Below are 14,677 nucleotides of genomic sequence, written 5' to 3'. Positions count from 1 at the left end.
ATACTAATACGTAGTTATTTTATTTTACTTATGTAGAAGTTTATTTTTTCAATAGCTTCAGCTAAAAACACACTAGTATAAACAAGAAAAGCAACGAGATACAACGTATTTTAACATCCTTAAAATGTTAAAAAGTAAATGCTATTAATCTAAAAAATCACTTTTTGCACTAAAGATCCATAATCTTTTGAAACAATTTTTACTATATAAACACCTGGCTTAACTACTAGGGGGATAAATTTTGTTGTAGTTGTTATTACAAAATTTTCTTGTTTGTATACCTCCGTTCCTAAAACAGAATATACTTTAACTGTTGCTTTCAGATTGGTATAATAATCAGAAACTAAACCTAAAGCACCTTCACTATTGATCACCCTAACATTATCTTTTAAATTCAATTCGTGTAAGCTGTGGGCATTGATCAAATTGGTATTCTTAAAGGGGAGTGACACGTTTTTACCAAGTTTAGTAACGCTAATATTTTTAAAACAATAAGACGCATTCATTGAAAATGAGAGCATTAAAAGCAAATATAAAGGGGAAGTAGTTTTTTTTATCATAATTTTGGGGATTAAATTAAGATGTGATTTCACATAAATTTAGCTATAAATAACTTAAAATCAGTATATTACAACTGCTGTTCGACAAAAGGCTTTTCATTTTGCAAATATATTTCATTTACACACTTGAAAAACTTAAACTTTTCACAATTATAAGCTCCTCTTTTTCAGTGATTATGTGCTAATTTTCCTATTAAATTGAACCTTGTATTTCGCAAAATTTGACTAAAATTAAAAAGCGATGCAATTCAATCTATTAAATTTGCACTTTTCATACTTTTACAGCAATTTCCTTGAGATTTTATATCAATTACCACACTAATTTTTTCCTATTAAAAAATTATAATAGTAAATTTGCTGACTTTTTGTTTTTTGTAAAGACAAAAAAATTATTAATAATTACATAAACCATGGAAAACACGGATTTATTAGCTATTGCCGAAACTTACGGAAGTCCCGTATACGTCTACGATTCGGCTAAAATTGTATCGCAGTATCAACGTTTAACAAGTGCTTTTAGTGGAGTCAAACAGTTAAAATTGAATTATGCTGTAAAGGCTTTGTCAAACCTTTCAATTTTAAAGTTAATGAAATCATTAGGAGCAGGTTTGGATACCGTTTCTATCCAGGAAGTTGAACTGGGACTATTAGCTGGTGTAAAGCCTGAAAATATCATTTTTACACCAAACGGAGTTTCGCTTGAAGAAATTGAGAAAGTAGCTGCAAAAGGCGTACAAATAAATATAGATAACCTTTCTATTTTGGAACAATTTGGCACTAAACATCCAAACATACCTGTTTGCGTGCGAATTAATCCGCATATCATGGCGGGTGGAAATAGTAAAATTTCCGTAGGTCATATTGACTCTAAATTTGGAATTTCTGTACATCAAGCACCTCATATACTTCGCATTGTTGAAAACACAGGAATGCATATCAACGGGGTACACATGCATACAGGGAGTGACATTTTAGATATTGACGTTTTTATAAGAGCGAGTGAAATCCTTTTTGATGTGGCTGCTCAATTTAAAAACCTAGCATTTGTTGATTTTGGTAGCGGATTTAAAGTACCTTATAAAGAGGGAGATATTGAAACTAATATTGAAGAACTAGGCGAAAAGCTTTCGGCACGTTTTAATACATTTTGTAAAAATTACGGAAAAGAACTGGAACTAGGTTTTGAACCCGGGAAATTTTTAGTGAGTGAATCAGGTCAGTTTTTAGCAAAAGTTAATGTGGTTAAGCAAACCACATCAACTGTTTTTGCAGGTGTTGACACTGGGTTCAACCACTTGATTCGTCCTATGTTTTACGATTCTTACCACAGAATTGAAAATATTTCAAACCCTGAAGGTCGTGAACGTTTTTACTCGGTGGTAGGCTACATTTGCGAAACTGACACCTTTGCTACAAACCGAAGAATTGCTGAAATTTCAGAAGGTGATATTGTTTCCTTTAAAAATGCTGGTGCTTATTGTTTTTCAATGGCTAGCAATTACAATTCGCGTTTTAGACCCGCTGAAGTTTTATGGCATAACGGCGAAGCTAAATTGATTAGAAAAAGAGAAACTTTTGAAGATTTATTAGCGAATCAAGTCACAGTAGAATTTGAAACTGAAGTTGTTTCTTAATTGAAATAACACTATTATAAGATTAAAGACTGTTAACATAATTGTTAATGGTCTTTTTTTATATTTTATTTTTTGTTTACACTGTATTTTTGCATTTACTTTTATACATTTAACTTTACAAAGTTAAATCTAATTTTAAAATACGTAATTAAAAAACTTGGATATCGTTGTTTAGCGAAACAAAAAAACTCAAGCACAGCCTTAGTTGCAATAAGATTTCCTCTTACAAGGATTATTTAACATCAGGCAAGCTAAATAGCTATAAATTAATAAAAACTACCATGAAACAAATTATAATTATCAGTGCCTTTGCATTAATACTATCTTGCAACAAAAAAGAAAAATTTAACAAAGCTACTGAACCCCCTTCCGAAACAACACTAAGTACTGAAAATAAGCCAAAAATATCACCATTTACTCAAAAAATAGAACGTACTCACAAAAAAACCGCTTACCTAAACAAAGAGGCTATTAGTTTTGATATTGACGTTAAATTTGGGGGTAAAGATTACTTAAACGGTACGTTTACCATGCTAACCGATGGTACTAAAATCCGATTAGACAGCAAAGACAACACCAAGGTCATTTATAATGGTAATGAGGTTTTTATGAGTCCAAAAACTGCGGAAATAGGAGGTGCAAGATTTGACATTTTTACCTGGAGCTATTTCTTTAATTTGCCTTACAAATTAAATGATCCGGGCACCAAGTGGTCCTCCCCAAAACAAAGACCATTAAATGGTAGCATGCACCATACCGAAAAATTATCATTTGAATCTGGTATTGGTGATGCTCCTGACGATTGGTATGTTGTATATAAAAATGCCATTGATAACACCCTTGCCGGTGCTGCCTACATTGTAAGTTTTGGAAAGGATTTGGCTGCTGCCGAAAAGGAACCACATGCCGTAAAATACAACAATTATCAAAATGTGGATGGCATTCCTGTATCTAAACAATGGACATTTCACAATTGGAATGAAAAAGATGGTTACGGGAACCAAATTGGTGAAGTGACCATTAACAACGTAAAGTTTTTGAATCCCGAAGACAATTTATTTTCTAAAACTGAAGATTCTAAAGCTGTACCTGCTCCGTAAATCAATGGATTATAGCAGTCACGCACTTTTCATAATTAAAAAATGCTAGAAAATCTCGTGCTTTATTTTAACATTATTAAATGAATACGCTGATTTAAATCCACTTTCCCATTTAAAAAAATTAAAATTTATTTTGCAACATATAACAAAGTAAAGTACCCCCATGAAAATCACTTAAAAAAATCTTGAATTTACTGGTATTAGATAGGGAATTTAAAAGGTTATATTTTAATGTATTAAACCACCCTTACAATATTAAATTCTAACTTTTGAATCATTTTATTTCTGATAGCTTTAGAGCTCATTAATTTATTGACTGACTTTCTTAATTCTATTTTGCTTTTGGCTTTCAATTTATTTGCGGTCATGATTTTAAGTTTTTTTAATTTATATTATATTACAAAAGCTTAGTCTCACAATTCATAGAATCCTTAAAAAAAAGATGTTTTTTACATTTTTTTAAGACATTCAACTATGTTAAATTGATAGTAAAATCATACAAAAGCTTTATTTATCTTTACTTTTTGCCATCATTAATAATTCTTGATCTAATTTAACACCCGTAGCATCTGCTAAATGATTGTAAAAAACGGCCATTCCAGACATGGCAATCAGTTCCATAATTTCGGTAGTGGTAAAGCCTAAAGCTCCTAATTTTTTAAAGTCTTCTTCATTTGCCGAATTTGGTTCTTTCGCAAGGCGCACTGCAAAATCAACAGCCTCACTTTCTTTTAAGCTGCCAGACCCGTTAAGTGTTTGTTGGGCTGTTAAAAGTTCAATTTGTTCCTGAGTACCTCCCAGCGTGGTACAAAATGCCTGATGTGCAGTTTGGCAATAATTGCACTCATTATTTGATGATATGGCAATCATAATCATCTCCTTGAGCTTACGGTTCAATTCGCCATTCCCTAAAATATACTGCATGGCCGGAAATATTCCTTGTAACGCCACGGGGGCATTCCCCCAAATTTTAAAAAAATTTGGAATAAATGGGGCATTCAAGTCTTTTTTTATGTTATCAAATGTTTGTTCTAATTCGGGAGTAATTTCAGGATCGTTGATAAGTGTTGAAATCGTTTTCATAAAATGGTTTTTGATATGTGCTAAATAATAAATATAAAAAGTATTTAGCTTATCTTAAACATTTTAACTAGATTTTAAAAAATTTCTGATATTAAATTGCATCCAACATTAAATTTCTCATTTTAAATAGTTCTTTTTCGCTTGATATTTTTACCGCATAATCCTTCCCCCTTTTTGATATTCACGCTGTATACCATTAACAATATCATGTAAGTGAATTGTTTTATTATTTTTACCTAACGTGCATAAACATGCGTATTGAACAATATTTATAATTTCAGCTCCAGACAAATCATATTTTTGAGCCAATTGTAGCATATCTACGTCTTTTTCTAGTTTAATTGCCTTTGGAAATGCCTTTTGCCATATCAAAAATCTTTCGGCTAATTTTGGTAACGGAAAATGAATGATGGATTGAAAGCGACGGACAAAAGCATCATCTATATTGCTTTTCAAATTAGAACTTAAAATCACCAACCCTTTATAACCTTCAATACGCTGTAATAAATAAGACACCTCCTGATTTGCATATTTATCATGGGCATCCCTCACGTTGGTTCGTTTGCCAAACAAGGCATCCGCCTCATCAAAAAAGAGGATATTCTCTGTTTTTTCTGCTTTAGCTAATAAGTTGGCTAAGTTTTTTTCGGTTTCTCCAATGAATTTTGAAACTACCATAGAAAGGTCAATTTTATATACCTCTTTACCCGTATATTTTCCCAATAGGTTTGCTGTTAAAGTTTTCCCTGTCCCTGGCGGTCCGTGAAACAACACCCGATATCCAGGTTTCATTTTTTTTGACATTCCCCAATCCCTCAGCAGGGTATTGCCGTGCGTTATCCAAGTTTTAAGCTCTTGAATTTGTTGATTGGTCTCTTCACTTAACACTAAATCTTCCCACTCCATTGAAGTTTCGATAACTTGAGCTGGAAATTTCATGCTAAAATTTGGTTTACTTTTTTTCCCAAACAAAAATAGATCGACATAATCCTGTGACAAAACGAGTTTCCCGCTCATTTTAGGCTCATTATTTGGTGCATCATCTAACCAAAGTAGTTGACTTTTACTAAAAAAATGATCCGTATCAAAAAGTTTGTAACACTCTTTTCTTTCTTCAAAATTTATGCCTCCTACTAAAAAAAGCGCCGTTTCTCCAGTGGGTAAAAAACCACGAAAGTTTTTACCACGAACACCACCTAGTTGCGGAAAATCTCCTGTTGATTGTAATTTAGTTTGAATAACACTGTCCAAAAAACCACTATCAATATGCGGAACTAAGGCTAATAAAAGCACTGCTTTTTCATCTGTATTTAGCTCAAGCTTTTTCAAATCATCTGGAATTTCTATTGACCATTTATTTATTGGAGGTATTTTCGGTTCAGAAATTTCGCTTTCAGGGTTAAAATAAATGTCTAAACGATATTCAATTAATGCCCTAAGGTAGTTTAGTTCAAGTGTCAAAATTAGTTAGTTTTTATTGGTGCGTTTAACAGCATTTGTATGTTGCTTTGACTAAATAATCATGCAACCACTCTTATAAATCTTCATTGGATTGATAAGTACATGAAAATTCACCCAAATTCATAAAAGGGATAGTAAATGAATGATCACTCCCCTTTTTCTTTATCATTATGTTCAATATTACTTTTTTAGATGTTTCATTTTTATACGAATACACAATGCCTTATTGACTTTCTTTTTTTACTATTTGGCGAAACCAATATGTGCTTCTTCAACTTGTTACTTTTTATTTCATTTAATGAACTGTAATAGTTCACCTCCCCTAATTTATATTGATTATCAAATTATTGGAAAAACCATTAGTATAAATTACAGTGTCCTTTTTTGCAAAAACTTTAAAGCATAGTACATTTTTCTCACTAAAAGTATTATTTGCACACTCAAAAAAGACACTTACTAAAAAACAAAACCTACTATTTCAAATAATCTATTAATCATAAACTGTAATTACCCCCACACTCTCATTTGTTCCTGCTCTTGAATTTATTAAATATTTATATATCGAAGTTCACTTTTTCCTATCATCTGGAGCACCAGTTGTATGATGATGGATAAATCTCATTGTTTGCTTCATTCTTTACATTTAAAAAACCTTTATCGTGTTCCTTTAATTTTTTACTTGATCGTTGTACCCTTTTCCCAATTCATTTTGCTGAACTACATGCGTTAATTCATGCGCCAATAAATATTTTCCTTGAACAGATTCGGGTTTGTATTTGCTCGAATTAAAATACACATCCTTCCCTTGCGTAAATGCTTGCGCTCCTAATTCTTTATTTAATGCTACTGCATCCTGATCGGTATGAATGTTTACATTGCTAAAATCTTTACCAAAAGAAGCTTCCATGCTTCTTTTTGTTTTAGCATCCATTTTACCTCCTTTACCTGCTTTATTTTTCAGCTTGCTAGAAATTTCTTTATTGGCTGTATTTAATCTTTTAGTACCTATCTTTGCTAGTACTGCTTCTTCTTTTAGCTGCATTTTATCATCCGCTTCTTGTTCTTTTGCTAGTACTGCTTCTTCGTCTTCCAGCTTTTGGATGACTTCATCCTCTTCCATACATTGAATTTCAGGTTTTTCCTGCACTAACTTATCTTGTTCTATACGCTGTTCGGCAGTACCTAGCTTTTCGTCTTCCTGAGGTGTCGCTAAAGATTCTCTTTGGATGCTACTTATTTCTTTATTTTGAATAGCTGGTTTTGCCGAATTATTAACTACGGCATCGGCCATAGAATCTGCTTCTTTTTCATATTTATCTCCTGGCTTGCCAACGGTCAATTTTGTTTGAATTCCCGCAGCTCTATTTATGCCGTTGAAAAAAGGTTGCCTTTTAGCTTCCCCAAAAAACGAATTTTCATTACGCTCCTTTCCTTTATTATCATGAGGAAGCTTATTTCTTTTAGTAGCAAATATAGTTTTCATGGTTACTTTTTAAAATTGACAAAACCCGCTCTTTTTAAGCAAAAATATCCAAAGCTTACGCCTATTTTAGAATTAGTATACAATTTACGACTTCAGCTTTTATTTAAAAACAACTTTAACTGTAAACTGCATGTTATAAGATTTTTATCCCAAATCTGCATTAAAATACTGGCATACTTTGTTCCAAACTTCACAACCTACTTTACGTCCTAATTCCCTACCTTCTATATCACCGCTTTTAAAATGAATCCCTCCGTAAAGTCTGGAAATTCCTGCCTCATCTGCAGCATTTTTCAGAGTGTCCCAACATAGTGTTACTGCTTCTTCAGGAGTGAAATCTGGCTCTATTTTTGAGCCTCCTTTAGCTATTGTCACTGTTTCGCCATAAGCACTACTATCGCAAAAAGAAGACAATACTTCTTCTGCGGCAGCGCTAAACGTACTATGTCCCGAAACATATTCTGCAAACGGTGGTGTTGGTATGTAAGGCACCCAGTTTTCTCCTTCTATTGCCTTGGTACCTTCGGAAGGTCCGCCCCACGCTTTAATAGTTTTACCACGATACAATGCTCGGATAGCCGAAATCGGCCGCACGTAATCATAATGTACTTTAGCATCCCAAGCAGCAATACCAGCATCCAATAGTGCATTTGACAATGCAAAAAACATTTTGATATCAAATGAATTTTTATGTCCGTACTTTTTTGAAAGGTAACGCGCCTGACGACAACATTGTTCCGGTGGCGTAGCCCTACGCCCTAGTTGTCCATCCTTTGGACTGTCTTCAAATTTATCTTCGTGCATGCCCGCCCAAAATTCTGCAATTAACTTTTGTTTATCCGTTAAGCTTTCACTAAATACCAATACTTCTTCGGCCTGTAATTTGTATCTAGTTTCATTACAATCAAACGGAGATGATGGTCGGTACTGCCCAGCCCAAGTCAATGCAAAAGGCTTTACTAAGCCCCAGTGTGCCGTAATAAAAGTTTGCGGCTGATGTCCTACCAATTGTGGTTGCCAACGATCTATATTTTTCAGAGGTTGAGGAACAGGGGGATTTGCCGGGCGGTAATTTGTAAAATCTTTATAACGACCATCTTCAAGTGTGGCGTATTGATTAGCCCCATCACCTGCGCGACTTTCTAAAATGAGTCGTCCACATAAATTTCCCAAACCAGCAGGATTGTCTGGTTCTAAATTTTTATCATCGGCATCAAAACTTAACTGGCACATAAAATCCCGGAATAAATACTTTTTTTCCGCAGGCAAATCAATCCAAAATAATGCTTGCAGCACTGTAAAAGCCGCATGACTGTATGCTTTTTCTCGATTTTCAAGTGTACATTCATGATTGGGTCTTTGCAAACGCTTGCCAGTGGTGGTACTTACTTCATCCCCACTATCATTATAATTTGTCCAAGCATCATACATTGCTGTATGCACCATTGCCAATGCTCTTGATGCAACGGTTGGTGGCATCCCAACATAGTGAATTGCATCGCAAGTTAATCGATTCCAGATTTGGACTTCGGTTGGAGTATAGTTATTATCTGTTGCCATGAGTACTGATTTTTATGTAATTTTTTATTGTCAATTACTTTTGCTTTGAAAGTCTCAACGATTCATATTTTTCCACAAAAGCTTCCCAACTAAAATCATTAAATATTTTAGGCATATTTTCTTTGAAAATTATCACTTCAGGAGATGCTTCATTATCCTGAATATCAACAAGCACTTTCTGCCAATATGCATATACTTTAGACTCAAATGCCATTTCTAGATACCCTTTAAAATTTAAGTCTAAACTACTTACATTTTCTCCTGCTAATCTATAGTAGATATCTATAGTTGGTTTTTTATCAGGTATCATAAAAAAGCCCACTTCTTCATTCATAGAAGGAATATCAATCGCTCGAAAAAACTCTAGATCCTTATCTAAATACTCATTGACCTTAAGCTCATCAATAATGGCAATATCCTTTTCAAACATACTTTCCATCTTTAGTAAGTTGATCGATCCTCCTATTCCTTTTGAACTGTCTTTCCACCATTTAATTTTTCTTCCATTCGACTTTTTCTTATATTCCTTGATGATTTCATCATCAAACCTTACTTCATTAGCTTTATTAACTATTTCATCTGAAATGGGAAGATTCGCCCAATAATCCCATTGCTCCAATGTAGATTCAACTTCAAATAATTTGTTTTCTAATTCATTCAATTTCGATTTGTAAAATAACCCCATGATCTATTATTTTTTATAATTTCTTATTTGAAGATTATCATATAACTCTAATTTTTCAATGGTCTTACTCAGAGTTAATTTATCATCTTTATCATATGAACTCGATTCTTCTAAATACATTTTCAAATTCTTAAGCGATCTTAATCCTTTTTTTACTTTAAAAATATTAATAATTACCTTCAAAACTTCAAGATCTACTCCTGTTTCCTTTACAATTGTGGTAGGATCTGTAACTGTTAAAACAATTCTTGTTTTCGAATTTGCACCATCTCTATCAAACTGATAAGAATCAAGGTCAGTATCAATATGATTGTCTATTTTCTTATTTTGAAAAATCGGTTCTTTTTTAGTAAAATCACCATTCGCATCTTCTTTTAGATTATAAGCAGTTACAACTAAATACCTTGGAACATATTTCTCCGTTTTTCTGATCTCTTGTAAATCAGATTGATTTTTTTCCTCTATTCCTGCTGCATCCATTTCTGCTTTATCAGGGATACTCGGCGCATACGTTCCGCCTCCTATTTCTACTTTATAATATACCACAGCACCAGAAGAAACTGCAACTTTAACTGAATTTTCAGCATTATTTAAATGTGCGCTATTTCCATCAATAGACAATGGTGTCAAATTCTTATAACTTCCTGGTCCATGTACATGATGATTTAATAAATGCCCTTTTACATAATACGCCTTTTTCCCTTTTTGACGTTTATATAGGACATCATACACATCATGAGCTGCCGTTGTGGGAACAGATCCTTGTTCTCCTTTTTTTGTAAGTTTTTCAACTTCCATGCTAGATCCAATTAGTGGATTTGAGGATAAAGCACCATATTTTGGATCCGTAGACTCTGGTACCTCACCCTCTCTTTCAAAAAGAATTTTTGTGTAAGGCACTAATTTTTCTGCTTCTTTATCAATTTTTTTAGGTTTCTCCTTTTTTAGATACTCTTTCTTTTGTTTGTCTGTATATCCCTTTGGAGCACCAGCTTTGATAATTGCTTCAATTTCACCTAGTATGGGCTCTGCTGCTGCTTTAGCAGTTTTAGCTTCATCTGGTTTTTTATTCTTTGATATATCAATACTATTAATAAACTCTCTATACGTTTTAGGATTATCTGCTTCTACATTTAGTCTATAAGAAGTACCTCCCTGAACTAAATAAATTCTACGCTTTCTCTTCTTTCCTTTATCATTAGTAACAAAATAAGCTTCGACTAGTTTTTCATTAAATGATATTTCCCCATTTTCGTCCCCAAATACTTTAAACAGCTCAGCAAGTACTTGTTTAAAGATTCTTTCTAATTGTTCTACTTCATTATCTATCTTGATAAATGCATCTGTTAAAGCTTTATCGCCTGATTTCTCTTCCGCAGCTTTTTTGGCATTATTGGCTAAATCGGCTTTCTGCTTAAGTACTTTATGTTGATTGTCTGCATTTTCTAACCAAACTTTAGCCTTTTTCTGATCATCAACACCTAATGTGGAGAGCCTTGTATTCCAGTCCAATATTTTGGCATCAACTGTCATCAAAGTACTAGCTACCATTACATCAATCTTACCACTAGTAGCTCTTACCCAAACTTTATGATCTTCTTTACCTACTTTAAAAGGAACTACCTCTCCAATCTCACCATCACCAGCTTTCAGTCCTTTCGTATCTATATTTCCTTTTTTACGTTTCCCCTTCTCCGTATTGCTCTTATCTCCAAAATCAACAAAGTAATCCCAGGTTGTTTTTCCATCAACTACTTTGGCACTTTCGACAATAGGATGTGCTTTTTTCCATGTAGTGATTAATACTGTAGCTCCAGATTCTTCGATAGTGCTGCCTTCTCCTGCTGCTTTCTTTTCTCGCACTCTTAAATCTAACATTGCTGCATTGCGTAACTTAACGGCTTCGGTAACATTCATTAATGGAATTTTCAATAAAGGCTTACTATTATTTTCCTTTTTATGCTTGACATAAATCAACGCCTTATCAGAATTTGCCCCTCCACGAACTTGTATTTGTTCTAAGCCATATTTTGCTTTTATCTTTTTCGCTTTTGCTGCAACGACCGAATGGGTTGGTTTTGGCTTGGCTTTTTCGAGCTTGGACATTTCGTCTAAAGCACGCATATACTTTTGCTGATCGGGTAGTTTTTTAAGATCCTCTTTCTTCTTATTGTTTTCGGGTAAGCCTTTTCCTTTACCATTAGCTTTTGGATCTTTCTGTTTGCTAGTATCCCCTTTACCTTCTCCTTTCCATTCTCCAGCTGGGTTTTGATCTGATTTCCCTATTTTTCGAGGTGGTGGATCTGCCATGACATCGGCAGTAAATTTGTTTGGATCAAATTCAACTGGCGAGAATTTCAACTCAGGAGCATCTGGTGATCCAACGAGCCAATCAACATCGGCACCTATACCCATAGAATCTCCTATTGGATATTGTACTTCACCTAAAGGGAAATCTTCACGACCATCTGGAGCTGGTGACCACCAAGGGCTATCTAATTCGTAAAATAAAGACCCTGAAAGTTGCAAAAATAATTGTGCTGCTGCTTCGAAATGTCCTTTCAATCGGGATTCACCAACTTTCCCTCCTTCAGGAGCCTTAGCTTCTTTATATTCAAAAGTTGGGGTGGCTTCTGCGTAGGTACGTAATCCCGCAGCAGCAGTTACATTGACCCCCGCTTTTACATCGTGTCCCAATAAGGTAACTCCAACTCCAGCCTCGGCTTCTAATCCTAAAATGGCAAAAGCATTAATACCTAAAGTTCCAGTAATACTAAAGTTTTGTAGGACGGAAGGGTCTGTAGAATAGGTTCCTGTGAAGCCTACATTTTTTAATACTAAAGGTCCAAATTCTGCATTGATAAACATACCTACTCCTGCAAATAAAAATACCTGTCCAACCAAAGGAATACCATAGCCTGCTCGTATTTCAACATCAAACAGCTGTACCTTTTTCCCTCGTTGCTCCATGAGTTCTACCTCATTTGGCACAGCTACTTTACCAACAATAGTCACATGTCCTTTGGCATCGATTCCTATTTTAGCTGTACCTTCCAACCATGGGGTAATTGTAGCTTGTACTTCTCCCCAACCTGCTAATAATTGGTTTTGTGGAGTTTTCTTTACTTTTTTTGTCTGTGTTGGAGCTGGTGATTTCGCTTTTTCTTTTTCGCCGTCCATGGTTTCGGTACCCAAGGCCGCATGCATCATTTGTTTGGAACGTGCTTCGTCTGTTACTAAGAGAGTAATGCTCCCCGAAAACTTTTCTGAAGATATTTGTCCTGTTCCCTGAATCGTAACCACCCCATCGATATATTCTGCGGTTATCGTAGCTTGCACATTGGCAATATTAGCCTGAATGGTTCCTTTTCCACTTAGTTTTCCTTCCTTTCCTCTAGCAATGGTTAACTCTCCTTCTGCTAGACCTGCCACACTGATATCTGTATTTAAGTTGAAGGTAAATTCATCCCCTGTAATTCCTAAACCACCCCCAGCTTTTAGATATCCATCCACCATAGTAGACATCGTAGTTACTTGAAACAGTAAACGACCGTTTTCAAAAGTGTTTTCAATACCTCCATTAGGAATTTTCAAAGGGTTTATTCCCAGCAATTTCATGGCTTCAAGTTGGCTATTCAGTCCCTTTATTATACCTTGAGTATCTGCAAGCTCTACAAGATTTGCCGTTTCCCCTGTCCTTATACTCAAAAACGCTTTGGTTTGCTGCTTGTCCTTAAAGGGTTTTAATACCAAAATAGGATGCACACCTGCTTGTCTTAGAGGATCTAAAAAATGCCACCCTGAAATATCCAGATAGCGTTTTAAACTTCCTGAAACCAATTCGTACTTGGCTAATTTGCCATCTATATTTCTTGTCGTTTTTGAAACTTCTAAGGTGCCAACATAACGATTGCCAATTTTGACATCTACTTCTAACTTACGTTTTCCTTTGGTATACTGCCCGTCTAGATAACTTGCCCACGCATCTGTTAGTTGAAAACGATGTGTTATATCCAATTTATCTCCAGGCTTGGAAAGATCTGTTGCTTTAGGAAGTTCTTCTTTGGATTGTACCTTAGGTTTTGACGCCCCTTGTTGTACTGTATGGGTTAATTCGTGCGCAAATAAATGGTTTCCTGATGTGGTATTGGTGTTATACTTGCCTTCGTTAAAGTAGATATCACTACCATGGGTAAACGCCTGTGCACCTAAATCTTGATTCATTTGAACGGCGTTACTATCAGTATGCACTCTGACTCCTGAAAAATCGGCTTCCATAGCAGACCCCATACTTTCTTGAATAGCTGATGGTAAAGGACTTCCTCCTCCTTTTGAACTATTCAGTTGTGACTCTAAATTAGATGAAGTAGGGCTCTCTTCGCTTTTGGCTTGAACTTCTGGTAAAGTTTGCTCTTCTTCTTTTAGTTGTATCGGAGGTTCCTCTTCTGGAGATTTTTCCTTTTCTTTCTTTTGAAGTTGTGGAGCTTCCTCACTTACTTCTTCTTCCTTTTCTTGTATTTCTTTATCCGTTGCTTCCGATATCGCAGCCTTCTGAACTATTGGCGTGGTTTCGAATTTTGCCTGTACTTGATTTTCAGGTTGTTCTCCATTACTTTCAAAAATAGGTTTTTGTTGAATTTCGGTATCGATCTCTGAAAACTGCTCCTCCTTTTTTTGAAGTTTTTCTTCATGCTCGCATTGTGAACATTTGGTTTGAACTGTATTTTCACTGACAGCAGGAAAAACTATATTTGTTGCAGCAGGATCGTTTAATTTTCGGATTACTTTATCCGCCGTAGCATCAGCCTCTTTTTCATACTTATCGTTGGGTTTCCCTATCGTAAGCTTTGTTTGTATTCCTGTATTATTGAAAAACGCCTGAAAAGATTTTCCCGATTTTGAAAAAAAGCCGACCTGCCCATCTTTATTAAAAAAAGGTTGCTGCTTTTTTTGTACTTGCTGTTGAGCAGTGCTGGTTTTATTTGCTTCTATTGCGTTCAATTAAATACCTGTTTTCTTTAGTTTCTACCTTAATGTTTCACTCTTTGTTTAAAATTTAAGCAGTACTACTTCACTCATTCTCTTCTAAAAAACCATCTTTAGTAATTGTA

The 14,677-nt window shown here is 34.7% G+C and carries 9 protein-coding genes; 2 read left to right on the top strand and 7 right to left on the bottom strand.

From position 1 onward, the window contains the following. Positions 1-149 precede the first annotated feature (149 nt). Positions 150-560, bottom strand: a complete 411-nt coding sequence (locus tag GMC_RS0109875; protein WP_010521981.1) for a T9SS type A sorting domain-containing protein — start codon at positions 558-560, stop codon at positions 150-152. Positions 561-970: 410 nt separating this feature from the next. Here GMC_RS0109875 and lysA point away from each other — a divergent pair, with 410 nt between their 5' ends. Then, the gene (gene lysA / locus GMC_RS0109870) at positions 971-2,194 is read left to right on the top strand and encodes a diaminopimelate decarboxylase (protein WP_010521980.1); all 1,224 of its coding nucleotides are present in this window, start codon (positions 971-973) and stop codon (positions 2,192-2,194) included. 281 nt (positions 2,195-2,475) lie between these two features. Further along, the gene (locus GMC_RS0109865; protein WP_010521979.1) at positions 2,476-3,294 is read left to right on the top strand and encodes a hypothetical protein; all 819 of its coding nucleotides are present in this window, start codon (positions 2,476-2,478) and stop codon (positions 3,292-3,294) included. 507 nt (positions 3,295-3,801) lie between these two features. On the opposite strand, the gene GMC_RS0109855 is transcribed toward GMC_RS0109865, so the two are convergent. The 6 genes from GMC_RS0109855 to GMC_RS20685 all read right to left on the bottom strand — a co-directional run bounded on the left by GMC_RS0109855 (position 3,802) and on the right by GMC_RS20685 (position 14,567). Further along, complete coding sequence (locus GMC_RS0109855) at positions 3,802-4,377, bottom strand: carboxymuconolactone decarboxylase family protein (RefSeq protein WP_010521978.1); 576 nt, start codon at positions 4,375-4,377, stop codon at positions 3,802-3,804. 150 nt (positions 4,378-4,527) lie between these two features. After that, positions 4,528-5,838 carry an ATP-binding protein gene (locus tag GMC_RS0109850; protein WP_010521977.1) on the bottom strand — a complete coding sequence of 437 codons (1,311 nt, stop codon included), beginning with the start codon at positions 5,836-5,838 and terminating at the stop codon, positions 4,528-4,530. Positions 5,839-6,505: 667 nt separating this feature from the next. Further along, positions 6,506-7,321, bottom strand: a complete 816-nt coding sequence (locus GMC_RS0109845; protein ID WP_010521976.1) for an eCIS core domain-containing protein — start codon at positions 7,319-7,321, stop codon at positions 6,506-6,508. A 144-nt stretch (positions 7,322-7,465) separates the two neighbouring features. After that, positions 7,466-8,881, bottom strand: a complete 1,416-nt coding sequence (locus tag GMC_RS0109840) for a vanadium-dependent haloperoxidase (RefSeq protein WP_010521975.1) — start codon at positions 8,879-8,881, stop codon at positions 7,466-7,468. A 34-nt stretch (positions 8,882-8,915) separates the two neighbouring features. Then, complete coding sequence (locus GMC_RS0109835; RefSeq protein ID WP_010521974.1) at positions 8,916-9,566, bottom strand: hypothetical protein; 651 nt, start codon at positions 9,564-9,566, stop codon at positions 8,916-8,918. A gap of 6 nt (positions 9,567-9,572) precedes the next feature. Next, positions 9,573-14,567 carry an eCIS core domain-containing protein gene (locus tag GMC_RS20685; RefSeq protein WP_010521973.1) on the bottom strand — a complete coding sequence of 1,665 codons (4,995 nt, stop codon included), beginning with the start codon at positions 14,565-14,567 and terminating at the stop codon, positions 9,573-9,575. Between the last annotated feature and the right edge of the window lie 110 nt (positions 14,568-14,677).

The organism is Aquimarina agarivorans, from assembly GCF_000218485.1.
Taxonomy (GTDB): domain Bacteria; phylum Bacteroidota; class Bacteroidia; order Flavobacteriales; family Flavobacteriaceae; genus Aquimarina; species Aquimarina agarivorans.
This window is presented reverse-complemented; position numbering and strand designations above follow the sequence as displayed.

Bases quoted from the DNA above. Each gene is read 5' to 3' on its own strand.
- lysA (WP_010521980.1), top strand. From the start codon at position 971: ATGGAAAACACGGATTTATTAGCTATTGCCGAAACTTACGGAAGTCCC.
- GMC_RS0109835 (WP_010521974.1), bottom strand. From the start codon at position 9,566: ATGGGGTTATTTTACAAATCGAAATTGAATGAATTAGAAAACAAATTA.
- GMC_RS0109865 (WP_010521979.1), top strand. From the start codon at position 2,476: ATGAAACAAATTATAATTATCAGTGCCTTTGCATTAATACTATCTTGC.
- GMC_RS0109875 (WP_010521981.1), bottom strand. From the start codon at position 560: ATGATAAAAAAAACTACTTCCCCTTTATATTTGCTTTTAATGCTCTCA.
- GMC_RS0109855 (WP_010521978.1), bottom strand. From the start codon at position 4,377: ATGAAAACGATTTCAACACTTATCAACGATCCTGAAATTACTCCCGAA.
- GMC_RS0109840 (WP_010521975.1), bottom strand. From the start codon at position 8,881: ATGGCAACAGATAATAACTATACTCCAACCGAAGTCCAAATCTGGAAT.
- GMC_RS0109845 (WP_010521976.1), bottom strand. From the start codon at position 7,321: ATGAAAACTATATTTGCTACTAAAAGAAATAAGCTTCCTCATGATAAT.